Origin of the sequence: Pseudomonas fluorescens group sp., assembly GCF_020093335.1 — a bacterium.
Classification (GTDB): domain Bacteria; phylum Pseudomonadota; class Gammaproteobacteria; order Pseudomonadales; family Pseudomonadaceae; genus Aquipseudomonas; species Aquipseudomonas petroselini.
The window spans coordinates 264,168-288,956 of sequence record NZ_JAIOKW010000004.1 but is presented as its reverse complement, the minus strand read 5'-3'; the positions used below and the strand labels follow the sequence as shown (position 1 = coordinate 288,956).

26 protein-coding genes and 1 pseudogene are annotated in these 24,789 nt (G+C 61.0%); 12 read left to right on the top strand and 15 right to left on the bottom strand.

Going from position 1 to position 24,789, the window contains the following annotated elements; genetic code table 11:
- The first annotated feature begins 178 nt into the window (after nucleotides 1-178).
- The gene (locus K7431_RS07400) at nucleotides 179-1,381 is read left to right on the top strand and encodes a class I SAM-dependent methyltransferase (protein ID WP_043204940.1); all 1,203 of its coding nucleotides are present in this window, start codon (nucleotides 179-181) and stop codon (nucleotides 1,379-1,381) included.
- Between the two features lie 41 nt (nucleotides 1,382-1,422).
- Here K7431_RS07400 and K7431_RS07395 read toward each other — a convergent pair whose 3' ends face one another.
- The 6 genes from K7431_RS07395 to K7431_RS07370 form a co-directional block, all read right to left on the bottom strand.
- Nucleotides 1,423-2,322 carry a DMT family transporter gene (locus K7431_RS07395; protein WP_012722707.1) on the bottom strand — a complete coding sequence of 300 codons (900 nt, stop codon included), beginning with the start codon at nucleotides 2,320-2,322 and terminating at the stop codon, nucleotides 1,423-1,425.
- Between the two features lie 160 nt (nucleotides 2,323-2,482).
- The gene (locus K7431_RS07390) at nucleotides 2,483-5,047 is read right to left on the bottom strand and encodes a TonB-dependent receptor (protein ID WP_012722708.1); all 2,565 of its coding nucleotides are present in this window, start codon (nucleotides 5,045-5,047) and stop codon (nucleotides 2,483-2,485) included.
- A gap of 128 nt (nucleotides 5,048-5,175) precedes the next feature.
- The gene (locus tag K7431_RS07385; RefSeq protein WP_012722709.1) at nucleotides 5,176-6,144 is read right to left on the bottom strand and encodes a FecR family protein; all 969 of its coding nucleotides are present in this window, start codon (nucleotides 6,142-6,144) and stop codon (nucleotides 5,176-5,178) included.
- On the bottom strand, nucleotides 6,141-6,680 hold the full coding sequence (locus K7431_RS07380; protein ID WP_012722710.1) for an RNA polymerase sigma factor: 540 nt from the start codon (nucleotides 6,678-6,680) through the stop codon (nucleotides 6,141-6,143). The genes K7431_RS07385 and K7431_RS07380 overlap by 4 nt, the downstream gene beginning before the upstream one ends.
- Before the next feature lie 148 nt (nucleotides 6,681-6,828).
- Complete coding sequence (locus K7431_RS07375) at nucleotides 6,829-7,701, bottom strand: dihydrodipicolinate synthase family protein (RefSeq protein WP_012722711.1); 873 nt, start codon at nucleotides 7,699-7,701, stop codon at nucleotides 6,829-6,831.
- 27 nt (nucleotides 7,702-7,728) lie between these two features.
- On the bottom strand, nucleotides 7,729-8,511 hold the full coding sequence (locus tag K7431_RS07370; RefSeq protein ID WP_012722712.1) for an aldolase: 783 nt from the start codon (nucleotides 8,509-8,511) through the stop codon (nucleotides 7,729-7,731).
- 160 nt (nucleotides 8,512-8,671) lie between these two features.
- On the opposite strand from K7431_RS07370, the gene K7431_RS07365 reads away from it, so the two are divergent.
- Nucleotides 8,672-9,199, top strand: a complete 528-nt coding sequence (locus K7431_RS07365; protein WP_012722713.1) for a helix-turn-helix domain-containing protein — start codon at nucleotides 8,672-8,674, stop codon at nucleotides 9,197-9,199.
- A gap of 117 nt (nucleotides 9,200-9,316) precedes the next feature.
- Here K7431_RS07365 and K7431_RS07360 read toward each other — a convergent pair whose 3' ends face one another.
- Nucleotides 9,317-10,333, bottom strand: coding sequence for a DUF4917 family protein (locus K7431_RS07360; protein ID WP_012722714.1), 1,017 nt, complete (start codon nucleotides 10,331-10,333; stop codon nucleotides 9,317-9,319).
- 125 nt (nucleotides 10,334-10,458) lie between these two features.
- On the opposite strand from K7431_RS07360, the gene yiaY reads away from it, so the two are divergent.
- Nucleotides 10,459-11,607: an L-threonine dehydrogenase gene (gene yiaY / locus K7431_RS07355; RefSeq protein ID WP_012722715.1), complete on the top strand. Its 1,149-nt coding sequence runs from the start codon at nucleotides 10,459-10,461 to the stop codon at nucleotides 11,605-11,607.
- Here the strand turns inward: yiaY and K7431_RS07350 are convergent.
- Nucleotides 11,574-12,761, bottom strand: coding sequence for an MFS transporter (locus K7431_RS07350; protein ID WP_012722716.1), 1,188 nt, complete (start codon nucleotides 12,759-12,761; stop codon nucleotides 11,574-11,576). The genes yiaY and K7431_RS07350 overlap by 34 nt on opposite strands.
- 94 nt (nucleotides 12,762-12,855) lie before the next feature.
- On the opposite strand from K7431_RS07350, the gene K7431_RS07345 reads away from it, so the two are divergent.
- The 5 genes from K7431_RS07345 (at nucleotide 12,856) to K7431_RS07325 (ending at nucleotide 18,050) form a co-directional block, all read left to right on the top strand.
- Nucleotides 12,856-13,530, top strand: a complete 675-nt coding sequence (locus K7431_RS07345; RefSeq protein ID WP_012722717.1) for an NAD(P)H-binding protein — start codon at nucleotides 12,856-12,858, stop codon at nucleotides 13,528-13,530.
- On the top strand, nucleotides 13,530-14,438 hold the full coding sequence (locus K7431_RS07340) for a LysR family transcriptional regulator (protein ID WP_012722718.1): 909 nt from the start codon (nucleotides 13,530-13,532) through the stop codon (nucleotides 14,436-14,438). Before K7431_RS07345 ends, K7431_RS07340 begins: the two co-directional genes overlap by 1 nt.
- A gap of 89 nt (nucleotides 14,439-14,527) precedes the next feature.
- Nucleotides 14,528-15,721, top strand: a complete 1,194-nt coding sequence (locus K7431_RS07335; protein ID WP_012722719.1) for a CaiB/BaiF CoA transferase family protein — start codon at nucleotides 14,528-14,530, stop codon at nucleotides 15,719-15,721.
- Nucleotides 15,718-16,659, top strand: a complete 942-nt coding sequence (locus K7431_RS07330) for a hydroxymethylglutaryl-CoA lyase (RefSeq protein ID WP_012722720.1) — start codon at nucleotides 15,718-15,720, stop codon at nucleotides 16,657-16,659. The genes K7431_RS07335 and K7431_RS07330 overlap by 4 nt, the downstream gene beginning before the upstream one ends.
- Nucleotides 16,660-16,718: 59 nt before the next feature.
- The gene (locus K7431_RS07325) at nucleotides 16,719-18,050 is read left to right on the top strand and encodes an MFS transporter (protein WP_012722721.1); all 1,332 of its coding nucleotides are present in this window, start codon (nucleotides 16,719-16,721) and stop codon (nucleotides 18,048-18,050) included.
- Here the strand turns inward: K7431_RS07325 and K7431_RS07320 are convergent, their stop codons facing one another.
- Nucleotides 18,051-18,539, bottom strand: a complete 489-nt coding sequence (locus tag K7431_RS07320; protein WP_012722722.1) for a DMT family transporter — start codon at nucleotides 18,537-18,539, stop codon at nucleotides 18,051-18,053.
- A gap of 78 nt (nucleotides 18,540-18,617) precedes the next feature.
- Between K7431_RS07320 and K7431_RS07315 the strand changes: the two genes are divergently transcribed.
- On the top strand, nucleotides 18,618-19,526 hold the full coding sequence (locus K7431_RS07315) for a LysR family transcriptional regulator (protein WP_412104496.1): 909 nt from the start codon (nucleotides 18,618-18,620) through the stop codon (nucleotides 19,524-19,526).
- 7 nt (nucleotides 19,527-19,533) lie between these two features.
- Here the strand turns inward: K7431_RS07315 and K7431_RS31085 are convergent.
- A pseudogene (locus tag K7431_RS31085) lies at nucleotides 19,534-19,623 on the bottom strand (type II toxin-antitoxin system RelE/ParE family toxin); the annotation flags it as partial.
- A 111-nt stretch (nucleotides 19,624-19,734) separates the two neighbouring features.
- On the opposite strand from K7431_RS31085, the gene fos reads away from it, so the two are divergent.
- The 3 genes from fos (at nucleotide 19,735) to K7431_RS07300 (ending at nucleotide 21,488) form a co-directional block, all read left to right on the top strand.
- The gene (gene fos / locus K7431_RS07310) at nucleotides 19,735-20,145 is read left to right on the top strand and encodes a fosfomycin resistance glutathione transferase (RefSeq protein ID WP_012722724.1); all 411 of its coding nucleotides are present in this window, start codon (nucleotides 19,735-19,737) and stop codon (nucleotides 20,143-20,145) included.
- 54 nt (nucleotides 20,146-20,199) lie between these two features.
- Nucleotides 20,200-20,841: a LysE family translocator gene (locus K7431_RS07305; protein WP_012722725.1), complete on the top strand. Its 642-nt coding sequence runs from the start codon at nucleotides 20,200-20,202 to the stop codon at nucleotides 20,839-20,841.
- Between the two features lie 119 nt (nucleotides 20,842-20,960).
- The gene (locus K7431_RS07300; protein WP_005785958.1) at nucleotides 20,961-21,488 is read left to right on the top strand and encodes a DUF4142 domain-containing protein; all 528 of its coding nucleotides are present in this window, start codon (nucleotides 20,961-20,963) and stop codon (nucleotides 21,486-21,488) included.
- Nucleotides 21,489-21,542: 54 nt separating this feature from the next.
- Here the strand turns inward: K7431_RS07300 and K7431_RS07295 are convergent, their stop codons facing one another.
- From K7431_RS07295 to K7431_RS07275, 5 genes are all read right to left on the bottom strand, one after another.
- Nucleotides 21,543-21,968: a low affinity iron permease family protein gene (locus K7431_RS07295; protein ID WP_012722727.1), complete on the bottom strand. Its 426-nt coding sequence runs from the start codon at nucleotides 21,966-21,968 to the stop codon at nucleotides 21,543-21,545.
- A 114-nt stretch (nucleotides 21,969-22,082) separates the two neighbouring features.
- Entirely contained in the window at nucleotides 22,083-22,583 is a 501-nt protein-coding gene (locus K7431_RS07290; RefSeq protein ID WP_012722728.1) for a methylated-DNA--[protein]-cysteine S-methyltransferase, read from the bottom strand.
- A 491-nt stretch (nucleotides 22,584-23,074) separates the two neighbouring features.
- Complete coding sequence (locus tag K7431_RS07285; RefSeq protein WP_012722730.1) at nucleotides 23,075-23,485, bottom strand: type II toxin-antitoxin system HicB family antitoxin; 411 nt, start codon at nucleotides 23,483-23,485, stop codon at nucleotides 23,075-23,077.
- 22 nt (nucleotides 23,486-23,507) lie between these two features.
- Nucleotides 23,508-23,690, bottom strand: a complete 183-nt coding sequence (locus tag K7431_RS07280; RefSeq protein ID WP_012722731.1) for a type II toxin-antitoxin system HicA family toxin — start codon at nucleotides 23,688-23,690, stop codon at nucleotides 23,508-23,510.
- Nucleotides 23,691-23,858: 168 nt separating this feature from the next.
- Entirely contained in the window at nucleotides 23,859-24,752 is an 894-nt protein-coding gene (locus tag K7431_RS07275) for a LysR family transcriptional regulator (RefSeq protein WP_012722732.1), read from the bottom strand.
- Between the last annotated feature and the right edge of the window lie 37 nt (nucleotides 24,753-24,789).

Here is a 24,789-nt window from a genome sequence, read left to right as displayed (position 1 = left end):
CGATAGCGGTGGATCAGCCAATAAATCGAGTACTGACACACCGCCATCGGGGGCAAGCCCCCTCCCACATTGGGTTTTGTGTCATCCATTCAGAGCACCGCTGATCAAATAACCCCGTGCCCTGAATCACGATCCCCCCTAAAATGCCCGGCATTCCCTGCCCGAGGCGTTTTTGTTCATGTCTGTCACTGCTCAACCGGATCATCATGCCCAGTTCATCGAACTGCTGAGCGCAAGCCTCGCGCAGAATGCCTTTATCAAGCTGGTGCTGGCCAAATACGTCGGTGACGAGGCTGAGTTGCAGCGGTTGATCATCAAGCCGGTAACGGTCAAGGAGCAGCCGTGCCTGTCCTTCGTCTACCGTTATAAGACCCGCGATATCACCAAGAACTTTCCTTTGGCAGACGGCGTGACGGCGATTGCCGAGCTGCTGCCCGCCCAGTTCAAGAACGCCCACCTGCTGTCGCTGACCGACGAAGCCCAGCTGGAATACAGCAAGAAGAACAAAAGCTCGCTGTTCAAAAGCAAATCGCAGCAACTGCGCGAAGCGCCCTCGGCTGAGCATAACCGCGAGAAGAACCGCTTCCTTGACCTGAGCCGGCCGTTCCTCGCCGACCTGGGTGTGACCGACGCCAAGCAGGCGCTGATCCCATCGATGTCGCGCAAGTGGAAGCAGATCAACAAGTTCATCGAAGTGTTCAGCCATGCGCTGACCTCGTCACCGTTGAAGCTGGACCAGCCGGTGCGCGTCGCCGACTTCGGTTCGGGCAAGGGCTACCTGACGTTTGCGATTCACGACTACCTGCGCAACACCCTCAAGGCCGAGGGCGAGGTGACGGGCGTCGAGCTGCGTGAAGACATGGTCACCCTGTGCAACACCGCCGCCGCCCGCCTGGAACACCCGGGGCTGGTGTTCAAATGTGGCGATGTGCGCAGCGTGGCCCCCAGCGAGCTGGACGTGATGATCGCCCTGCATGCCTGCGACATTGCCACTGACTATGCGATCCACACCGGCATTCGCTCCGGCGCGTCGATCATCATGTGCTCGCCGTGCTGCCACAAGCAGATCCGCCTGCAGATCCAGAGCCCGGTGCTGCTAAAGCCCATGCTGCAATACGGCCTGCACCTGGGCCAGCAGGCGGAAATGGTCACCGACAGTCTGCGTGCGCTGTTCCTTGAAGCCTGTGGCTATGAGACCAAGGTGTTCGAGTTCATCTCGTTGGAGCACACCAACAAGAACAAGATGATCCTTGCCGTGAAGCGCGCCGAGCCGGTGGACAATGCTCAACTGCTGGAGAAAATCCAGGAGTTGAAGGCGTTCTACCACATTACCGAACACTGCCTGGAAACCTTGCTGCGTGCGGAGGGTTACCTGAACTGAGCACCGAACCCCTGTGGGAGGGAGCAGGCCCCCTCCCACATTTAGACTGTGCTGGGCTTGGTGGCTGGTGCAGGCTGCACCGCCGTCTTGCGCCCCAGCATCACCGTCACGATCACCCCGCACGCAAACACCCAGGTGATCGGCTCGATATGTTCACCAAAGAACAACGCCGAAAACGCGATGGTGAAGAAGATCTGTAACAGCTGGATCTGGCTGACCCGCGCGATGCCGCCCATGGCCAACCCGGCGTACCAGGCAAAGAACCCGAGGAACTGCGAGAACAACGAGACATAGCCAAACGCCCACCACGCGCGCATCGACACCGCGCCTTGATGCTGCGCCGCCAGGTACCACACCGGGCCGATCAAGACCGGTGTCGACAGCACCAGCGCCCAGCAGATCACCTGCCAGCCGCCCATCTCCTTGGCCAACCGGCCACCTTCGGCATAACCCAAGCCACCGACAGCGATCGCACCCAGCATCAGCAGGTCACCGGCTTGGATACTGCCGGCCCCGGTGATCAGCGCATAACTCAACACCAACGCACTGCCCAGCGCGGCACAGGCCCAGAAGGCTTTTGACGGCCGCTCGTGGGACAGCCACGCCGCGTACAGCGCCACGCACAGCGGTTGCAGGCCGTTGACCAGCGCGCCGTGGGACGCCGGCAAGGTTTGCATGGCCCAGGCCGACAGCACCGGAAAGCCAAGAATGACGCCGGCGATCACCAGGCACAGCCCGCGCACCTGGCGCCAGGTGGGCCAGCGCTCGCGGCGCCACAGCAACAGCGCCGCCGCCGGAATCGCCGCGAACAACGCACGGCCCAGGCCGTTGAGCAACGGGTGGATTTCCTGCACCACGATGCGGGTGAAGGGCAGGGTCAGGCTGAAGATGATGACGCCCAGCAGGCCGAGGGCCATGCCGGTGTTTTCGCGCGAGCTCATGGGAGGGATCCGAAATCCAGAGGGCTTCAAGGGAAGCCCATCTAGCCACATCCCCCGCAGAGTGCGGGCCTACAGCTGGGTACGGATTTATCCGTACAGTTGAACACCGCGTCGCCTGCATCGCGGGCAAGCCCGGCTCCCACATTGACCGTGCCGGTCTTCAGAAGAAGCGGGTGATGCTGATCTTGGCGTTGCGGCCTTCGCTGTAGACACCTTCGCCGCTCAGCGCGGGCTGGTAGCTGCGGTTGAACAGGTTGTCGACGGTGAAGTTGATTTCGGTGCCTTTGAGACCTGCCTGCTGCGGTTTCCAATTGGCGAACAAACCTTGGGTGTCATAGCTTGGGTTTTCGGTCTGGTCGTAGATGAAGTCGCCAATGGTGGAGTTCAAGCCGCTGGGGTAGATGTCTGTGGGCACGCGATCGGTCTTGCGCACGAACTGGCCCTGCCAACCCACCTGTGCGTCCCAGCTCGGGATCTTGGTACCCAGCACCACCACCCATTTGGCCGGTGGAATATCCCGCGCCCATACGTGCAGGTTGGTCGCCCAGGGGTTGGTGTAGGGGTTGTCGCGCTTGCCTGTGGCCCAGGAGTAAGTCAGGGAACCGAACAGGTAGGTCGAGTCGTAGTAGCTTTCCAGCTCAACGCCCTTGATGGTCATGCCACCCACATTGCGATAGTTGGTCCTGGATGCCGCGTCGCTGCACACCGAACCGATACTGCCCGGCACTGTCAGTTGCCGTTCGCAGCCGATGCCGGTGGCCTTCATGATTTCGTCTTCGATGCGGTTGTGGAACAACGTGGTGCGCAGTTGCAGGTTATCGTCGCGGGTGAAGAGCCCTGAGAAGTTGGTCACGTTGCCCGCGGTAATCGCCGTAATGCGCTCCGGGTCCAGATTCAGGCTGGTGGCGCTACGGGTGCTGATAGGGCCCTGGACTTCGTACTGTTCATCGATCACCGGCGCACGCCACGTGCGGTTCCAACTGGCGAAGAAGGCCACATCCGGGGTCACGTTCCAGAACGCCGCCAGGCGCGGCGACCAACCGGTGTAAGTGCGGTCGCTGTAGTCGTGGCCCACGCGTGGGTCAGGGCTGCTGTAGTACGGCGCATCATTGGCTTCGCCGCGGTTGCGCACATGGTCGTAGCGCAGGGACGGCGTGATTGTCAGGTCACCTAGGGTAATGGCGTCCTGAATATAAAACGCGTTGCTGTCGACCTTGCCGTGGGGCATGAAATACGGCTGGAAATGCCCATAGTTGTATTGGGCGGTGTTGTAGGTCGCGCCTGGCATCCAGCTTTCGGTTTCACGCTTGTGCTTGCGGATCTGCACGCCGGTGGTCACGGCGTGCTCCAGCGGGCCGGTGGTCAGTAGGCTGGTATTGCGCAGTTCGAGGATGCGGTCGGTGTAGGACGTATCCATCTTGCGTCCGCCGGTGGCCAGGCCAATCACGGCATTCGCGGCGCGCTCATCGGTCTGGTCGGTATTGGACTGCGAGTAGCTCAGCTTCAGGTCGATCAGCGGGTTGTCCAGTGGGTGGTATTCGTACTTGCTCGACCAGGTGGTGTCCACCGTGTCGCGGTCGGCCAGAAAGCGCGAGACGGCCGTGGCGTAGCCATAGCGGTCGATGTCCGATTGCCTCGGCGGCGATGGGTAGGATTTAGCCGAGAACGGCGTCATACGTTGGCTTTGGGCGCGAGAGTAAGACAGGCCCATGCTGTGTTCGTCGGTGAAATAGGCGTTGAACTTGAACAACTGGCCTTCGACATCCTGCGCGCTGTTGGGCAAGCGTTTGGGGTTGATCGGGTATTGATTGCGCGGGTCGGGCGGTGTGTCGGCAAGCTTGAGGTCGTCGCCGTCGCGCTGGGTCAGGTAGGCCAGGGCGTCCATGCGGCCGTCGTCGGTGCGGCCATACACTGCGCCGGTGTAGACCTGTTCGTGGGTGTTGCTGGCGTAGCCGTATTTGACCATCGCTCCGGTATTGCGCCCGTCCTTGAGCAGGTCGGATGCGTCTTTGGTGATCATGTTGACCGTGCCGCCAAAACCGCCGTTACCGGTGAATGGCGAGTAAGGGCCTTTCTCCACTTCAATGCTTTTGATCAACTCGGGCTCAATGAAGATGGTGCCTTGTTGATAGCGCTCGAAACCGCTTTTGGCCGCGCCATCCACGGTCATTGGCACATCCTCGGCATCGCCCATGCCGCGGATGTTCATGGTCTGGCCGCCGGGCTTGGGTGAGCCGCCCATGGATACCCCGGGCAGGGTCTGCAACAGCGAAGGAATGTTATCGGGCTGGTAGCGGTCGATATCCGCCTGGCTCAGGGTGGAGCGGCCGACGGTGCTGGAGTCGACCTCGTTACCGGTGCCGATCACGCTCAGGGCATCTAGCTGGATCGCGCCGCTCTGGGTGGTTTTCGCCTCTTCGGGCCTTACCACGTAGGTGCTGCCGATCTTGATCAGGGTGAATTCGCCGTTTTTCAGCAGGTTACGAATCGCCACTTCCGGCGTGAAATCACCGTTGAGCGCCGGCGCTTGCACGTTCTTGAGCAGCGCTTCATCGAACAGCAGCTGGATCTGTGCCTGCTGCGCCACTTGGCTCAGGGACGTGGCCAGCGCCTGGGCGGGTAGTTGGAATGTCTCGGCCTGGGCACTGAGGCTCAACGCCAGGCAGGTGGCGATGAGGGTCGGTCGAAGAAGCAGAAGCGAAGCGTGGCAAGGCGCGCGAAACATGAAATCCCCCGGTGCGGCCAAATGGCCAAAAAGATGTGCGTATTAGGTGCAGACCGGAGGAAGACGGGGCAGGTGAAAAAATCCACACCTGCGAATGCAAAATATTCTCAAGTACGTGTCTTTAGGGATTATTTGCTCGGTTCGATGCGTACGATGCCATCGGCCGACGCCACGGTTTTTACCGGTAGCAACGCGGGCAGGGCATTGAGCAGGGCGTCGGGGTCGTTTACATCCAGATTGCCCGACACCTTCAGGTGCGCCACGGCGTTACTCACCTGCAGCGGTGCCTGGGGGCGATACAGGCTCAACTCATCGATCAGGCTAGCCAGTTCGCGGTTGCGAAACGACAAGTGCCCGCTGCGCCAGTCAGCGACTTCCTCTGCGGGGAGGGTTTGCTGTTGCAACGTGCCTTTGGCGTAGCTGTAGAGGGCGCGTTGCTGTGCACCCAGCAGGCTGACGGGGCTTTTCGCGTCAGGCGCGAAGGCGACCTGGCCATGGGCGACGCTGACCACCAGTTGCTGCTGGCTGCGCCGCACATCGAAGCCGGTGCCCACCACGCGCACATTGGCTTCGCCCGCCTGCACGAAGAGTGGCCGTTCCTTATCGGCGGCCACGTCGATGTACACCTGGCCCTTTTCCAGGTGCACGATGCGCTGGTACGCCGTGAAATCCACCCGCACGCGGGTGTTGGCATTCACATACAAGGTGCTGCCATCGGGCAGTTCCAGCGTGCGCATGCCTTTGGCGTGGCCCGCGACCTGAGTGTGATACAGCGCGCGGGGCGCGCCGATAGGGGTGGCCAACACCGCGCACAGCAAGGCGGCGGCCACGGCCACGGCGGGGCGCCAGACCGACGGTTTGCGCTTGCCCAGCGCCACCGGTTTGTTCAGTTGCTGCAACTGGGCCAGGTCTGCCCACAGCTGCTCGAATTCGGCATAGGCGCGGGCATGGGCGGGCTCGGCTTGCCAGGCGGCGAAGGCTTTGCGGTCGGCACGCCCCGTGTCATTGCGGTTGCGGGCAAACCAGCTGGCGGCTTGGGCATCGATGGAGTCGCTCGCTTCGATGTCCAGGGCGTCGGTGTCGCTCAGGCGGTTCATTCTGGCTGCTCCGTGCCGGGTTCGGGTTGAAGGCGTCGCTTGCAGTGCAGCAGGGCAAACGCGATGTGCTTTTCCACCATGCTGGTCGAAATGCCCATGCGCTCGGCGATCTGCGTTTGGCTCAGGCCTTCGAAGCGGTGCAGCATAAGGGCTTCTCGCCTGCGGGGCGAGAGTTCGGCGAGGACTTCTTTCAACTGTTCCAGGCGTTGCAAGCGTTGCGCGGCGACCATGGGCTCGTTTTGCTCGTCGGTGGCAGGCTCCACGTCCCTGTCGGCCTGATCGTGATGGGCGGTCTGCCGTACCTTCTGTTTGCGCCAGTGATCACGCAGCAGGTTGCGCGCCATCTGGAACAGGAACGCCCGTGGCTGCTCGACCTTGGCTCGGTCGCGGTAGTCCAGCCACTGAGTAAAGACATCCTGGGTCATGTCCGCCGCGTCGCTGGCGTTGTCCGTGCGTTTGCGCAGGAAATACAGGATATCTGTATAAAACCCGCGAAAGGCATCGGCCGACAACGGGTCGGGCTTGGGACGAGACATGGATATCCTTCTTGACGAAGCACGACGTGGAAAAGTCGCGGATTCTATCGAGAATCATTATCATTTGTCTCTATTTATAGGATGTGCTCGATTTAAAATGTGGAAGGGGGGCTTGCTTCCTCCCTCCCTCCCACATTGGCTCGCGGCTTTAACGCAGCAATGTTTTCAGCTGTTCGATTCCGGCCTCGCCCAATGGGAACACCGGCAAACGTGGGTCACCCACCTCCAACCCGGTCAAGCGCAGCCCGGCCTTGATCGTCGCTGGCAACCCGCCCTTGAGGATGAACTCCAGCAAGGGCAACTGCGCATAAAACAGTTCGCGCGCCTTGCCCAGGTCATTAGCCAACACTGCCGCATACAAATCCAGATTCATCTGCGGGATCAGGTTCGGCGCGGCTGTGCACCAGCCCTTGGCACCCGCCGCGAAGGCCTCCAGCGCCAGCGGGTTGCACCCGTTGTAGAACGGCACATCGCTCTGGCGATGCAATTGGTGCATGCGCTGAATATCCCCGGTGCTTTCCTTGACCATGCTCACGTTGGCGACCTGCTTGACGATGCGCAGGATCAAGTCCACCGACATGTCGGTGCCACTGGTGGCCGGGTTGTTGTAGAGCATGATCGGCACGCCAATGCTGTCGCCAATCGCGGCATAGTGGGCGAGGATTTCCGCTTCGCTGAGTTTCCAGTAAGACGCCGGCAGCACCATCACCACATCGGCGCCATTGGCTTCGGCGTAGCGGGCGCGACGCACGGCTTTGGCGGTGGTCAGGTCCGAGACGCTGACGATGGTCGGTACGCGCCGAGCGATTTTCGCCAGGCTGTAGGCGCTGACTTCATCCCACTCGGCGTCGCTCAAATAGGCACCCTCGCCGGTGCTGCCCAAGGGGGCGATAGCGTGTACGCCGCTGGCGATCAGGCGATCGATGGAACGGCCCAGGGCGTTGAGGTCAATGTGCTGGCCGTCGGCGCTGAACGGCGTGATGGTGTAGCCGATGATGCCGTGAAGGGTGGGGCTGGACATGGACGGTCTCCGGGTAAAAAAAGGCAATCAGTTCAGGCAATCGGCGTGTTGGCGCAGGTTCTGCCGGGCGTAGTAATTGAATGCGGCGCCATGGCGCTTGGGCCGGGAGATCCAGTCATGGGCCTCGCGCCCCAGCTCCGGCAGGATCGGCTTGATGGTGCCGGCCGCCATTGCCAGCAACTGCAACTTGGCTGCGCGCTCGATCAATTGCGCGATCACGCAGGCTTCCTCGATGCTCGTCCCGGTGCACAACTGGCCGTGGTGCGAGAGCAGGATCGCGCGCTTGTCACCCAGTGCCGTGGTGATGATTTCGCCCTCTTCATTGCCCACCGGTACACCCGGCCAGGCCTCCAGAAATGCGCAGTCTTCATAGAGCGGGCAGAGGTCCATGTGCGACACCTGCAGCGGTACTTCCAGCATCGACAGCGCGGCGATGTGTGTGGGGTGCGTGTGGATGATGCACTTCACATCCGGCCGGCCACGGTACACCCAACTGTGGAAACGGTTGGCCGGGTTGGGGATGCCATGGCCCTCCAGGACTTCAAGGTCTTCATTCACCAACAGCAGGTTGCTGGCGGTGATCTCATCAAAACCCAAACCCAGTGGCTGAGTGTAATAGGTGCCCGGTTGCGGCCCGCGCGCGGTGATCTGCCCGGCCAAGCCGGAGTCGTGGCCGTTCTCGAACAGGATGCGACACGTCAGCGCCAGCTTTTGCCGGTCGGTCCACGTATTATCCGCGAGGGTGTTTTGCATCTGGATCAGCGCTTGCTTGACCAGCTGGTCTTTCGGGAGTGCTAATGTCTTGGCCATATCGGTGTCCTTTGGGTGGTTCAATGGACGTCTTGGTTTGCTGTCTCCCGCTGCTCGCAAGGTCGTTGGGTGAACGCAAATGACACTAAAGATGCTATATGACACATTGTGTCATTAGCAAGCACAGCTCATCGCTTACTGCATGGATTAATCGCAGCGCATGTCTATCCGTTTGAAATTATTGAGAAAAAAACTTGGCGTGACCTTGGAAGCGCTGGCTGAAAAGTCCGGCATGACCAAGAGCTACCTGTCCAAGGTCGAGCGCGGGCTCAACACGCCGTCGATTGCCGCCGCGTTGAAACTGGCCAAGGCGTTGAACGTGAAGGTCGAAGAGCTGTTCAGCGAAGACAGCGTGAGCCTCGACAGCTACAGCCTGGTGCGCAGCCATGAGCGGCCGGACACCTCACCGGGTTACGCCGTGCTGGCCCATCAGGTCAGCGAGCGCAGCCTGCTGCCGTTCATCATCTACCCGCCGGCGGAGTTCACCGACAAGACCTTCAAGGAGCACGTGGGGGAAGAGTTTCTGTTCGTGCATGAAGGCCAGGTGGAGGTGGATTTCATGAGCGAACGGGTGATCCTGGAGCGTGGCGACGCGCTGCACTTCAATGCGCAGAAGCCTCATCGGTTGCGCTCGGTGGGGGCGGTGCAGGCGCAGTTGCTGGTCGTGGTGCACAGCACGGAAGACTGACGTCGCTCAATGTGGGAGCTGGCTTGCCTGCGATAGCATCAGCTCGGTTCAACTGACAGACCGAGGTGCCTGCATCGCAGGCAAGCCACACACATTGGATCTAAGTCGCCCGAAAAATCAGCGTTCGACGGGGACTGACAGTGCTGGATTGCCCAATGGATGCGTCCGCCCCGCAAAAAATTTCAGCTCCACCCCAGAGCCATCAAACAACTCCGAATACCGCCGCTTCTGCTGACGAATAAACCCGTCAGTGCGCCCCGACACCGAGATCGCCAGCGTCGTCACGTTGGCCTGGCGAATCGCGTCCACCAGATGCTTGTCCTGCGCCCCCAAATCATGGCCGAAGACGCACAGCGCACCTTCATGACTCAGCAACTGCTCATAACAGAACGACAGGTAATCCGAGCTGCGGATGGTCTTGAGCTTCTCTTCCACCTTGCCCTCGCTGACAAACAGCGGCACGTCATCCAGGGTCTTGAGGGTGTTGTTGATCGCAAAACTACTGAGCAAGGTACTGTCGGTGGTCGGCAATTTGCGCGCGGTGCCATCCAGGTTGCGCACCAGGTGCAGGCCCCCGTGCAAGTACAAAATGCGCGTGGTGTCGGTACGGGTATTGCGCAGATCGAAGCTGGCGTCGGCGCTGCGGAACAAGTCGTCGATGCCGGGGGCATGCAGGATCGCCCAGTAGTTCAGCAGGTCGTAATTGGTGGTAAACACCGTGGGGTAGTTCGCCAGCTCGCTGTTGATCGTCGCCAGCGTCGACGGTTGCACCAGGCGCCATGGGATATGCACGGTGTGGATAGTGTTGATCAACGCTTCCTTGATCGCGTAGTAGCGATTGCGCGGTGCCGCCGAGCTGACCGCCAAGGCCTTGTTGACCCGGCTGGTGGTCTTCAACGCGCCCAGGGCCTGCTCGAAACTGCGGGTCTGCAGGGCGTCGAACACGCTGAGTTCGGATTGGCTCAGGGGTTTCTCTTCGACGGTGCGGGCGTTTTCGAACAGCGAGTCGTAGGCGAAGTCTTCCCAAATCGTGCGGCTTGCGCCGTTGCCGATCAGAATCCCGCTGAAGTCGAGGGTCGCGCGCAGTGCGCTCCAGTCTTCAAGGTGGGCGTCAATATCCTGGAAATCCTTCATTGCGGCGGGTCTACTCGAAATCGGCTGGACGGTGACTTTATCACGGGTTGGCGTTGATCCTGATCAAGATGCCGCAGGCAAGTGAGGTGGATGCTGTAGGCATAAACGTCATCCGAGGATTCGCCATGAGCAGCACCTTCTTCATCCCCGCCGTTAACATCATGGGCACCGACTGCCTCGACGAAGCCATGATCGCCATCCGCAACTACGGATTTCGTAAAGCGTTGATCGTCACCGACGCGGGCCTGGCCAAGGCCGGTGTGGCCAGCATGATCGCCGAGAAACTGGCGATGCAGGACATCGACTCGGTGATCTATGACGGCGCCAAGCCCAACCCCAATGTGGACAACGTCGAAAAAGGCCTGGCGTTGTTGCAACAGAGCGAGTGCGATTTTGTGGTCTCCCTGGGCGGCGGCTCGCCCCATGACTGCGCCAAGGGCATCGCCCTGTGCGCCACCAACGGCGGGCATATCGGCGACTACGAAGGCGTCGACCAGTCCAGCAAGCCACAGCTGCCACTGGTGGCCATTAACACCACCGCCGGCACCGCGAGTGAGATGACCCGCTTCTGCATCATCACCGACGAAACCCGCCACGTGAAAATGGCCATCGTCGACCGCAACGTCACGCCGCTGCTGTCGGTCAACGACCCAAGCTTGATGGTCGGCATGCCCAAGGGCCTCACCGCCGCCACCGGCATGGATGCACTGACCCATGCCATCGAAGCCTATGTATCCACCGCCGCCACACCGATCACCGACGCCTGCGCCATCAAGGCCATTGAACTGATCAGCGCCAACCTGCGCCTGGCGGTACGCGACGGCAGCGACAAGGTCGCGCGGGAAAACATGGCGTATGCGCAGTTCCTTGCCGGCATGGCCTTCAACAATGCGTCGCTGGGTTTCGTGCACGCCATGGCCCACCAGTTGGGCGGTTTCTACGACTTGCCGCACGGTGTGTGCAACGCGGTGTTGCTGCCCCATGTGCAAAGCTTCAACGCCAGCGTCAGCGCCAAACGCTTGAGCGACGTGGGCCGTGCGTTGGGTGCCGACATCAAGGGCGTCACCGACGAAGAGGGCGCCCAAGCCGCCATCGCCGCCATTCGCAGCCTGGCCCATGACGTTGAAATTCCCGCCGGATTGCGGGAGCTCGGCGCCAAGTTGCAAGACATTCCCTTGCTGGCGACCAATGCGCTCAAAGATGCGTGTGGTTTGACCAACCCACGGCGGGCGGATCAGCGTCAGATCGAGGAGATCTTTCGCAGCGCTTTTTGATCCGACCGGCAGCGGGCGACGCACATTGATGCGGCGCCTGCCAACGCCACACATAAAACGGCTAACGGCCACGCCTGCGGACTCACCAGCAGGCTCGCCATGCCGCCGATCAATGCGGCCATCAACTGATGCATAAAGCCGCTCAAGGCCATGGCATAGGAGCCGTTCACCGGCGATTCATCGTTGGCCACGGATAAACTGATCGGGTAACTCATCGACTGCCCCAGCACGGCCACGCAATACGGTAGCCACAGCAGGATGGCGAGCCCGCCAGCAAACACGCTGCCCAGCAGCATCACGGCCGTCCCCGTCAGAACCAGGGCCACGCCCCAGCCCATCATCTTCAGCCGCCCCGTGCGAGCCACGAAGCGGTTGACCATCAATGCCCCCGCCAGATACGCCGCGCTGATTGGCCAACCCAGCCAGCCATATTGCGCTGCGCTCCACTCGAAACGTCCTTGTAGAATCAACGGTGCGCAGGTGTTGAAGGCGATGATCACCCCATAACCCAGGCCACCTGCCAAGGCTGCATGCAGAAACGGCGGATGCCGCACGATCGTGGCGTAAATGCGCCAGGCGGATGCACAAGCGTCGGCTTTCACCCGTGCCGGGAACATCACTCGCTGCAACACCAGCATCAACATGACCGCGCCAATCGCCAACCCGTAGAAGATCGCCTCCCAGCCGAAGATCACCTGCAACAACGACCCAACGAATTGACCGATGCCCAAAGCGATCACGAACGTCATGCCCAGCCACGACAACCCTTTTGCAAGCAATGCACCGCTGAAGCTGTCACGCACCAACACCCGCGCCATCACCGAAACACCGCCTGCCCCCAAACCTTGAACCAGCCGCAACGACAGGAAGACTTCAACGCTGGACGCCGAGGGGATCGCCGCACTCGCCAACGCGTACACGGCAAGCGCCGCCAACAGCACAGGCTTACGCCCAAAACGCTCGCCCAGGCTGCCCCACAGCAACATCGGCAACGCCATGCCGACCAGGTAGATCGCCAGGGCCAGCGCGACGTGCTCTTCAGCCGCCGGGAGGGCGCGGGCGATAGCGGGGACAGCGGGCAGGTAGCTGCTGATGCCGACTTGGGCAAGGAAGGCGGCGCTGCAGGCCAGGGCGAGGGTGGTGGTATTGTTCAAGGGCAGGCTTTTCCTTTTTCAGCGGTAAACTACAAGCTGATAGTGTGTTTGTCTCTAACGTGCGGCTAATCGTTTGTAACCAAGGAACCAACCCATGAGAGTTCTGTTATTCGGCGCCACCGGCATGGTCGGCCAGGGTGTTCTGCGCGAGTGCCTGTTGGCCGCTGACGTTCAGGAAGTCGTCGCCGTCGGCCGCACGGCCTTGACCCAGGAGCACGGCAAGCTGCACCAGGTGTTGCACGGTGACATGCTGGATTTCCAGCCCTTGGAGAACCTGTTGCAAGGGTTTGATGCGTGCTTCTTCTGCCTCGGTGTCTCATCGGCAGGGATGAATGAAACCAAATACACCCACCTCACCTATGACCTGACACTGGTCGCCGCCAGCACGCTGGCGCGGCTCAATCCGCAGATGACCTTTATCTACGTGTCCGGTGCCGGGACCGACAGTTCCGAAGCGGGCAAGTCGATGTGGGCGCGGGTCAAGGGCAAGACCGAGAACGCCTTGCTGCGCCTGCCGTTCAAGGCGGTGTATCTGTTTCGGCCGGGGGTGATCCAGCCGTTGCATGGCGTGCGGTCGAAGACGCCGTTGTACCAGTCGTTCTATTCCGTGCTCGGTCCGTTGCTGTCGTTGGTGCGTCGGCTGAAACCGGGCTGGGTGGTGAGTACCGAGACGGTGGGGCGTGCCATGTTGCAGGCGGCCAGTCACGGCACACCCCAGCCGGTAGTGGAACAGGCCGAAATCAACCGGCTGGCCAGCGAGCGTCGCTGATGCTGCACAAGAGCCTGGTACGTCGGCTGGACCTGATCACATTGCAGCTGTTCGTCGCGGTGTTTGAGGAAGGCACGCTGACCCGTGCCGCCAACCGTGAAGCTATTGCCGTGTCGGCCGCCAGCAAGCGCTTAATGGAGTTGGAGCAGGTGCTGGGCGTCAGTCTGTTCGTGCGGCGTGCCAAGGGCATGGACTTGACGGCGGCTGGCGAAACCCTGTTGCACCATGCGCGACAGATGCTGTTCAACGTCGAGAAGATGGGCCTGGAACTGGGCGAGCATAGTCACGGTGTGCGCGGTTATGTGCGGATGCTGGCCAATCTGTCGGCGATCATTCAGTTCCTTCCGGAAGACTTGCGGGACTTTTCTGAATCGCACCCCGAAGTGAAAACCGACCTCGAAGAACGTCCCAGCAATGGTGTTGTGCAAGGCGTGCTGGATGGCGTGGCGGACCTGGGGATCTGCTCCAGCGACACCGACACCAAAGGCCTGCCCAGCGTGACTTATCGCCACGACAAACTGGTGGTGTTGATGCCGAAGGATCATTCGTTGGCCTCCCGCGAAAGCCTGGCCTTCGCCGAAACCCTCGACAGCGATTACGTCGGCCTGCACGCCGCCAGCTCCATCAATATGCGCACCCACGCCGCCGCGCGTGAGGCGGGCAAGATGCTGCGCCTGCGCATTCATGTGCCGGGGTTTGATGCGATGTGCCGGATGGTCCAGGCGAATATGGGCATCGGTGTCCTGCCGCAGAAGGCCTATGAGTTGTTCGGCCGCGCACTGGGTTTGCATGCCGTGCCGCTGACGGATGACTGGTCGGATCGCAACTTGATTCTGGTGGTGCGCGACGAGGCGCAGTTGTCACCCGTGAGCCGGTTACTGTTCGATTATTTGAGTGTTCGCGTTTAGCGAACGCTCCTTGCCAACTGACGGTTGGATTTCTCCTGCGCCGCGCCTCTAGTCTTGGCAGCACATTCCAAAAACAAGAGGTACACCCCATGACGGCTCCCCTGAGCGGTATCAAGGTGATCGAGATCGGCACCCTGATTGCCGCGCCGTTCGCCGCCCGGCTGATGGCCGAGTTTGGCGCCGAGGTGATCAAGATTGAAGCCATGGGGCAGGGCGACCCACTTCGCAAATGGCGAAAGCTGCACGAAGGCACGTCACTGTGGTGGTACCTGCAATCGCGCAACAAGAAGTCCTTGGCGCTGGACCTCAAGTCGCCGGAAGGCCTGGACCTGATCAAGCAATTGCTCGGTGACGCCGACGTGCTGATCGAAAACCTGCGCCCCGGTGGCCTGGAAAAACTCGGCCTCGGCTGGGACGTGTTGCACGCCCTCAACCCCAAGCTGACGCTGGTGCGCATCTCGGGCTACGGTCAGACCGGCCCGTATCGCGACCGCCCCGGCTTCGGTGCCATCGGCGAGGCGATGGGCGGCATCCGCTACACCACCGGCAACCCGGACTCGCCGCCGGCGCGGGTCGGCGTGAGCCTGGGGGATTCCCTGGCCTCGCTGCACGGCGTGATCGGCGCACTGATGTCGCTGCTGCGGGTCAAGACGGGGCAGGGCGACGGGCAGATTGTCGATGTGTCGTTGGCCGAAAGCGTGTTCAACCTGATGGAAAGCCTGGTGCCGGAATACGACATGCTCGGCCATGTGCGTGAACGCAGCGGCGGCGCCTTGCCTGGCATTGCGCCCTCCAATACCTACCTGACGGCCGACGGCGCCTATGTGGTGATCGCCGGCAACAGCGACCCGATCTACAAGCGCCTGATGACCACCATTGGTCGCGCCGACCTGGCCGAAGCACCCGAGTTTGCCCATAACGATGGCCGCGCCGCCAAGAGCGGGTTGCTCGACGCTGCGATTACGCACTGGACCAGCAGCCTGCCCATCGAGCAGGTGCTTAGCGCCCTGGAAGCGGCTGAAGTACCCGCCGGGCGTATCTACTCCGTGGCCGATATCGTCAGCGACCCGCACTACCAGGCGCGTGACATGTTGCTCAATGCCGAGCTGCCGGGCGGTGTGTCGGTGAAGATGCCCGGCATCGTGCCCAAACTCTCGGAAACCCCCGGCGGCGTGAACTGGCAGGGTCCGTCCCTGGGGCAACACACCGACGAAATTCTCGGCAGCCTGGGCCTGGCCGGCGCGGATATCCAACGCCTGAAAACCTCGGGAGTGGTGCAATGATCACAGACTATTCAGACCCGCTGATCGTGCAGGAAGTGTCCCCGCGCGATGGCCTGCAAATCGAGCCGACCTGGGTCGAAACGCAGGACAAGATCGCGTTGATCGACCAGCTTTCCCTGGCCGGTTTCTCGCGGATCGAAGCAGGCTCGTTCGTCTCGCCCAAGGCCATCCCGGCATTGCGCGATGGCGAGCAAGTGTTCCAGGGCATCGAGCGCAAGCCGGGTGTGATCTATGTGGCGCTGATCCCCAACCTCAAGGGCGCCCAGCGTGCCATCGAGTCCCGCGCTGATGAGTTGAACCTGGTGATGTCCGCCAGCCAGACCCACAACCTGGCCAATATGCGCATGCGCTGCGAGGCGTCGTTGGCGGCGTTTGGCGATATCACACGCTTTGCCGCCGACCACCCGGTAAGGCTCAACGGCAGTATCGCCACCACCTTCGGTTGCCCGTTCGAGGGCAAGATCGATGAAGACCGCGTGCTGCAGATTGTCGAGGCGTACCAAGCGCTTGGAATCACCGGTATCAGCCTGGCCGACACCACCGGCATGGCCAACCCGCGACAGGTCGAGCGCCTGGTCAAGCGCGTGTTGCAGCGCGTGTCCGCCCGCGATCTGACCCTGCATTTCCACAACACTCGTGGCCTGGGTCTGTGCAACGTGCTGGCGGCTTATGAGGCCGGCGCCCGTCGTTTTGACGCAGCGCTCGGTGGGTTGGGCGGTTGCCCGTTTGCGCCGGGGGCGTCGGGCAACATCTGCACTGAAGATTTGGTCAACCTGTGCGAGGAGGTCGGGATTTACACCGGTATCGACCTGCCGCACCTGCTGCACATGTCCCGTCGCTTGCCGGCCCTGTTGGGCCACGAACTGCCCGGCCAGGTGGCCAAGGCCGGGCGTAATTGCGACCTGCATGCCCCCCCGGCCTACATCGCCGCGCTGTAACACAGCACCAGACAACAAAAACAATCGGGCGCCAATGAGCAGCCCGCTGGAGAGAAAGCATGAGCACTAATACATTGGAGGCCGGCGTGCGCCCGGCCGCTGAAATCGATGCCGAAAAAGCCCTGGTCAGCAAGGTCGCCTGGCGCCTGATGCCGCTGATCATGGTGTGCTACCTGTTCGCGTTTTTTGACCGTATCAATATCAGCTTCGCCAAGTTCCAGCTGCAGGCGGACCTGAGCCTGAGCGACACCGCCTATGGCTTGGGCGCGGGGTTGTTCGTGGTGGGTTATGTGATCTTCGAAGTGCCGAGCAATATGATGCTGTACAAGGTCGGTGCCCGGCGCTGGATTGCGCGCATCATGATGTCGTGGGGCCTGGCGACGGCGGCGATGGTGTTTGTCACCGCCGAATGGCAGTTCTATGGCCTGCGCTTCATCATCGGTGCGATGGAGGCGGGTTTCGCGCCCGGCGTGCTGTATTACCTGACGTTGTGGTTCCCGCAGCACTTCCGGGGGCGTATCACCTCGATGCTGTTCCTGGCGTCGGCGTTTGCGGGCCTGGTGGGCGCGCCGTTCTCCGGCCTGGTGCTGGAGCACCTCGACGGCGTCTTCCAGATGCGCGGCTGGCATTGGCTGTTCCTGCTCGGTGGCTTGCCGTGCATCGGCCTCGGGTTCCTGGTGCTGACATTGCTCAAGGACCGTATCGAAGACGCCCATTGGCTGACGCCGGCGGAGAAGGCCTTGCTGGCCAGCCGTATCGCCAAGCATGAGCCGAACCCGCATGGAGGCTCGCTGCTGTCGGCGATCCGCATCCCTGGGTTCCTGATGCTTGGGTTTATCTACTTCCTGATTCAGGTGGCGTCCTACGGCCTCAACTTTTGGGCCCCGCAACTGATCCGCAGCGCCGGCACCCAGAGCCCGGTGATGATCGGACTGCTCACGGCGATTCCTTATGTGTGCGGTGCCATCAGTATGGTGGTGATCGGGCGACTGTCGGATGCCACCGGCGAGCGGCGCAAGTTCGTCTGCGGCCTGGTCGTGCTGGGGGCGGTGGGCTTCTTCTGTGCGGGCATTTTTGCCGACCACACCACCTTCCTGATCATTGCCCTGGGCATGTTGGGCGCGGGCATCATCGCCTCGATCCCGACCTTCTGGACCCTGCCTCCCAAGTTGCTGGCCGGTGCCGGGGCCGGCGCGGCGGGCGGTATTGCGGTGATCAATACCCTCGGGCAGTTCGGTGGCATCGTCAGCCCGGTGATGGTAGGGCGGATCAAGGACCTGACCGGCAGCACCACCCCGGCGCTCTATGTGATCGGCGTATGTGCGCTGTTGGCCGCGGCGCTGTTGTTGTGGGGCCTGCCACAAAAGCTGCGCACCCTCGATAAGGGCTGATCAGCCAGCGGTCGCCAAGGCGCGGGCGGGCGTGGTGCTGAACTGAATCAACGCTACGCCCCCGATCAACAACAACGCGCCAAGAATCCGGGGCGTTGTCAGTTGACGCTCCACCAGGCCGAACAGGCCAAAATGATCAAGCGCCAGCGAGGCCAGAATCTGCCCGGCCATGGCCAAGGCGATAAAGCCCGACGCGCCGAGTTTGGGCAGCAGTATCAACGCCAGGGAAATAAAGCACACGCCAAACGCGCCGCCCGCCCACATCCACAGCGGCGCCTTGCTGATAAACGCCAGGCTTGGCAACGGCAAGCGCAGCGCCATTATCACCGGCAGCAACACGAGGATGCTCACCAGCAATGACGCCAGCGTAGCCCACAGCGGGTGACCCAGCCCGCGCCCGAGGTTGGCGTTGATAGCACTCTGGAACGGCACCACCGCTCCGGCGACGACCGCCAGTGCCAATAATCCCAACCAATGCAACGTGGTCATTTTTGAATCTCCCAGAGGTTTTGCTGGACTCTAGGCTATTCGTCACGCAAATTTAAATTCCAAGTTCTTATGCCGAGCATGCAGCTGATGAATGATCTGCGCCGCATCGACCTCAACTTGCTGGTGATTCTTGACGCCTTGCTCAGCGAGCAACAGGTCACCCGCGCCGCCGAGCGTTTGCACCTCAGTCAACCGGCGGTCAGTCATGCGCTGGCGCGCTTGCGTGATCTGCTTGGTGATCCGCTGCTGGTGCGTCAGGGCGGCAGGCTGGTGCCAACCGCTCGCGCGCTGGAGCTGGCCACGCCACTGGCTGAAGCCCTGGCCCAGGTACAGGCCTTGCTGGCGCCCAATCGCTTCGACCCGGCGTCGGCCAAACGCCGGTTTCGTCTGGCGATGTCTGACTACAGTGCGGCGATTTTCCTACCTGACCTGGTGCGTACGTTGCGCCGTGAAGCGCCGGGTATCGACCTGCAGATTATCCAGGCCAGCCGTGAAGGCATGGTGGAGGGCGTGCTCAATGGCGACCTCGACTTGGCGGCGGGGGTCTTCCCCGACATGCCTGCCGAACTGCGGACTACGCCGTTGTTCGACGAGCACTACACCTGCCTGGTGGACCGCAATAGCCTGCCGGCGAGCGGCGCACTGGATCTACCCACCTACCTGTCACGTCCCCATGTATTGCTGGAAATGCGCGGCAGTGGCACGCCGGAAATCGAACGGGCGCTGACGGCGATTCGTCAGCGTCGGCATGTGGCGATCAGCCTGCCGCACTGGGGTGTGGCGCCGCAGCTGATTCAAGGCACCGACCTGATTCTTACCGTGTCGTCGCGTGGCTTGCTGAATATTGATCACGCGCACTTGCTGGCCGTACCGCCGCCGTTTCATATTCCGTCGTTTGCGTTTGAGCTGGCATGGCACGCGAGGCGGGGCGGGGATGCGGGTTTGCAGTGGTTGATTGGGCGGTTGCAGGGGGGGGCAAGTGATTGAACATCCGCTACCAGGATGCGGGCGGCTGTCGCCGCGTATGGAAAATCCGCATGACTTGTAATCGTCCCTCTTGGATACGGTACGGAACGATGTAGGGCTATCGAGGTATAACCCTCTCGCGTGTTCCAGGTGCAACATACTACATCGTCACCATGATTTGCCCCGTTCGTGAGGGGGCGCGCGTTCTGAATGTGAAAAGGATATTTCCATGCTTTGCGGCTTCAACCACCTGACCCTGGCTGTCACCGACGTGGACCGCAGCGTCCGCTTCTATCATGAGTTGCTGCAACTTCAGCTGGATGCCACATGGGACACCGGCGCGTACCTTTCGCTGCCGGGTCTATGGCTGTGTCTGTCACTCGATCCACTGCGCGACGCCAAGCCGGCGGCCGATTACACCCATTATGCGTTTACCGTCGCGGCGGCTGATTTCACCGCGTTGGTCGCACGCCTGCGAGCAGGTGATGTGCAGGAGTGGCGTGACAACCGCAGCGAAGGGGCGTCGTTCTATTTTCTCGATCCCGATGGCCACAAACTTGAAGCTCATGTCGGTGACCTGGCTTCACGGCTGCGGGCCTGTCGTGCCAAGCCCTATGCGGGAATGAAGTTTTACCCTTAGCCTGGGAAGGTGCAGAATTCCCGTACCTCTTGACCCTTTGTTTGAGTCGCGCCCATGACCCCATCCTTGTTACTCGCCGTCCTCTCATCTGGATTTATCTACGGTATTACGCCTGGCCCCGGCGTGTTGGCTGTGTTCGGCATCGGCGCCGCCCGTGGCCGGCGTGCGGGTGCAGGGTTCCTGTGCGGGCATTTGCTGGGGGATGTGGTGTGGTGCTCGACGGCATTAATCGCCATCGTTGGCGCGCGGGAAGTGGGCAGCAGTGCGTTTGATGTGCTCGGCGTGCTCAGCGGCCTGTACCTGTTCTGGCTCGGCTGGCGTGCGATTCGCACTCAGCGTCGCAGCGGCGATACACCTCAGGGCGCGGCACGGCATCCGTTCTGGCATGGCATTCTGTTCGGCCTGACCAACCCCAAGGCGTACCCGGTGGCTGTGGCGACGTTTACGGCGTTGCTGTCCAGCCGTGCCGAGTTGCTGACCTGGTCGATGCTGCCTTCGCTGATCTTCCTGAGCTTCATCGGCGGCGTGCTGGCCTACGCGATCCTGATCGGCGTGGTCGGCGCCCAGCGGGTGCGCACGGTGTATCAGCGGCACGAAATCCTCATCACCCGGCTCTGCGGTGTGATGTTCATCGGTTTCGCCATCAATGCCCTGGCGCACGCGTTGCCAGGTCTGTTCGGCAGCAAACCCACCTGAATTGAGGACGACCGTTCGTCGCACTGGCGAGTTTTTTCTAAACCTTTGCCGCGCATAAAATTCGAATTCAGGGCGGGGTGTGTTCCCCCGCACTTATTTTTACCCTGGAGGAACCCATCATGAGCCGCATGGCTATCCGGTTACGCACCGCCAGTTTCGCGATGCTGCTGGGCCTCGGCGCCAGCAATGCTTTCGCCCAGTCACCTGCTGAATTCATCGAGCAGGCTTCGGCCAAAGGGATGGCTGATATCGAAACCAGTCGCATGGCCCACGCCAAAACCTCGTCCCAGGAAATCAAGGACTACACCATCGAGGTGATCAACGAGCGCACCCTGGCCAACCAGCATTTGGCGGCCATTGCCAAGAAGCTCGACCTGCCGGTGGCGCCGCGGGAGAAGATCGTAGATAAAGCCGAAACCCTGATGCCCGAACTCAAGGACGGCGACTCCTTTGACGCCGCCTACACAGCGCAACAGGTGAAAGAAAACGAAGACGCTATCGCCCTGTTCAAAAAGGAAGGTGCAGCGTCGGATGTGCCGGAAATAAAGGCCCTGGTGGATGAGACGTTGCCTAAGTTGGAGGAGCGTCTGCAGAAAGCCCGCGCATTGGCCTCGACTTACGGCAAGGGTCATCAAGGCGACGGTTGAGTCTGTCACCTGAACTGAAAAACGGCGGTTGGAGCTTCTCCAACCGCCGTTTTTTCATGCCTGGTTCAAATCGGTTTTGATCGGCGCGGCATCGTCGACGTGCTCGCCGCAACTGCTGTTGAGATTGACGTTGCCCGTCGCGCCGATGCTGCGGTATTCCTTGCGCAGTTTCTCCAGTTCTTTACGGTCCAGCCCATCCAGGCTCAGCACCGCATTCTGCGCATCCTTGGAAACGCGCAGCAGTTCATCGATCTTGATATGCAGAATGTCGTTGTCGCGGTTTTGCGTGTTCTGGATCAGGAACACCATCAGGAATGTGATGATGGTGGTTGAGGTGTTGATGATCAGCTGCCAGGTGTCGTTGTAGTGGAAATATGGCCCGCTCAGGCTCCACGCCAGGATCAACGCCATCGCCGCGTAGAACGTACGCGGGCTGCCTGCCCAACGGGACAGGGACTGGGAGACTGCAGAGAATTTCATGACCGCTTTTCCTTTGGAAGGGGGGGGATGAAAGAGTGGACCGCAGCGCGTCTTTGAAATTTCTTTTTACATTTGGCGTGATGAGCAACGTGGAACGTTTTGTCGCTAGCGACCTTAAAAAGCCAATTGCGCCTGGCCGGTGCCTTCCAGTGCCAGCAAATACTGCTTGGCTTGCAACCCTCCGGCGAACCCGGTCAGCCCGCCTGATGCACCGATCACCCGATGGCACGGCGCAATGATCGAAATCGGGTTACGTCCATTGGCGGCACCTACCGCACGTACGGCTTTCGGCTTGCCGATCTGCTGCGCGATCTGGCTGTAGCTGCGGGTTTCGCCGAACGGAATCGTTAGCAGCGCCTGCCAGACCTGCTTCTGAAAGTCGGTGCCCCAGAAATCCAACTCCAGCTCGAATTGGTGGCGGGTACCGGCGAAATATTCCTTCAGCTGGCGCTCGGTTTCCAGCAGCACCGGGCTGTCATTGGCCTCGCGCAATTCACCCAGGCGCACACGGTTGGCGCGCTCGTTTTCCCACAGGATGGCGCCGAGTCTGCCGTTGCGCGCCACCAGGGTGAGTTGGCCAACGGGGGAGGGCATGAGCGTGTATTCGTATGGCATGGGCGTAATCCGTGACTCTGTATGGCGCCAGTATCCGTCTTGCGTGCCTTGGGGAAAACTCGTTTCTTGCGATGGAATTCTACACGGGCTAAAAACGCCAGTGAATCCAGTTGCCTGACCCATAGACCCAGGAAACCAGGAAGATAAACCAGATTATCGAGGGCGTTGACAGTGCGACCACTGAGCCTAGGTTGAGTAGAGCAATGATGGCCGCGCCGATTGTCAGGCCTCGGCTGGCATGTTGCCTTGCGTACCATGCACCGTAGAAGGACCCGGCAACGGCCGCTATCGATGCAACGCGTCCCAGGCCAAAAGGGATCGGCGTCAGTGGGAGCAGTAGCGGGATTATCAGCACTAACCCCACGACTTTTCTAAGAACCTGCCTCGACGTTTTTTGTCCACGCGGGAGCATTCTGCTGTGTCCTGTGGCTGGGTAGGGTGCTTGCGATGCTGATAGGCGAACGATGAAGCCTCTGTAGGGATTGGCTTAATCAATGTTCCTGCTGAAGCACTTTCAGCGCCGCTGACGCCAGAAACCCCGAACGGCTTTTTTCTTCCGGGTGGTGCAGCACATATTCGTCGATGCGGTTCAGCAGATAGCCGGGTAACGTGATGTTGAGCTTCTGCGCCTTGCCCAGGTACTTGGTGACATCAATGTCCACTACGGCCCAGGTGCAGCCTGCGTATTGAGGGTTGGCGGCATGTAAAGTGACCTTTTGCGCACTGGGAATCGGTGCACCGTCTTCGGCGAGGATCTCGAAGTGGCCTTCAATGGCTTCGCGGGCCATGGCCATGGCGTCGTCCAGGTCGTCGCCGGCGGAGTAACAGCCGGGAATATCCGGTACCTCTACGCCCCAGGCGTGATCGTTGTCGCCGGTTGAAATCGCAATCGGGTAAAGCATGTTTGTTGTCCTCCACGGACGATTAACTCAGCAGCGCCTGTTTCAAAATGCTCTTGGCTGTTTTGTCCAACAGGTCCTTCTTCGGATGGGGAATCGTCACCAGCCCCGGCTTTGTCGGGTGCTTGAAGTGGTGGTGACTGCCTCGTATGCGCGCCAGGTACCAACCGTCCGCAACAATGTGGCCTATCAAATATCGGCTATCCACAACACCTCCTTGTGGTGTGTGTTGGTGGTGACTATAACCACTGATTTGGAATTATCAATACTCTACCTACCAGCGGTCGATGACCGGCATTCTGGTAGGCGGTAAAGGGAGTGTATGAGCGCCTCAGAATGGCGCCGGAGATAGGTATTGCGGGGTTTTGCTAAGGCGTTACCGAGTATGTAGCGTCTGTGCAATGACGGCGAGAAACGCATCCACCAGCACACTTTTTGTTTCAGTTCGGGTCAGAGCCAGCAACTTTGCACACGCATCCCCCTCCACCAGCGGCCTGTATGTCACGCCTTTATTCATCAGACTCTGCGTGCACGCCGGTACCAATGCCACACCTTGACCGGCCGCCACCAGTGCAATGATCGATGTGATCTGCCGCCCGGTCGGGCCGGGGCGCATGGGTTGGCCGTGGTGTCGGTAAAGCTGTTCGATGGACTGGTTGAGCCCCGATCCATAATCCGCTGGAAACAGAATCAACGGGTAGGCACTGAGCTGCGCCAGGTTGACGCTCGGCTGACTGGCCAGCGGACTGCCACTGGACACGGCGGCCACCAAGCGTTCTTCGCCCAAGGACAGCGCTTGCACCTCGTCGCTCTGTGGTAACAGGCGACTCAGCCCGATATCCAGCCGACCGTCCGCTACCTGCGCGCCCAGGCTGCCTGAGGCACACTCCACCAAGGTCAACTGCACATCGGGAAACCGCAGGGCAAACGCCTGGATCGCCTGGCTGAACAGATCCGACAACGCGATCGAGCTGACATACCCCAGCGCCAGCTGCCCGGCAGTGCCCGCCGCCAGCTTGCCGGCGATCACTTGCGCCAATTCCACCTGCTCCAGCACGCCGCGTGCGTAGGGCAGGAATGAACGACCTTGAGCGGTGAGGGTGACGGTGCGGCTGGTGCGATCAAACAGCTTGAACCCCAGCTCGGTCTCCAGCGCCGAAATCTGCCGCGTCAGCGGCGGCTGCGCCAGGTGCAGCCGAATGGCCGCGCGACCGAAGTGCAGTTCTTCGGCGACGGTCAGAAAGTAACGCAGCTTGCGTAGGTCGAGCATCCTGGTCCTTGGGTATTGATCGGTCCGAAATCGGTAT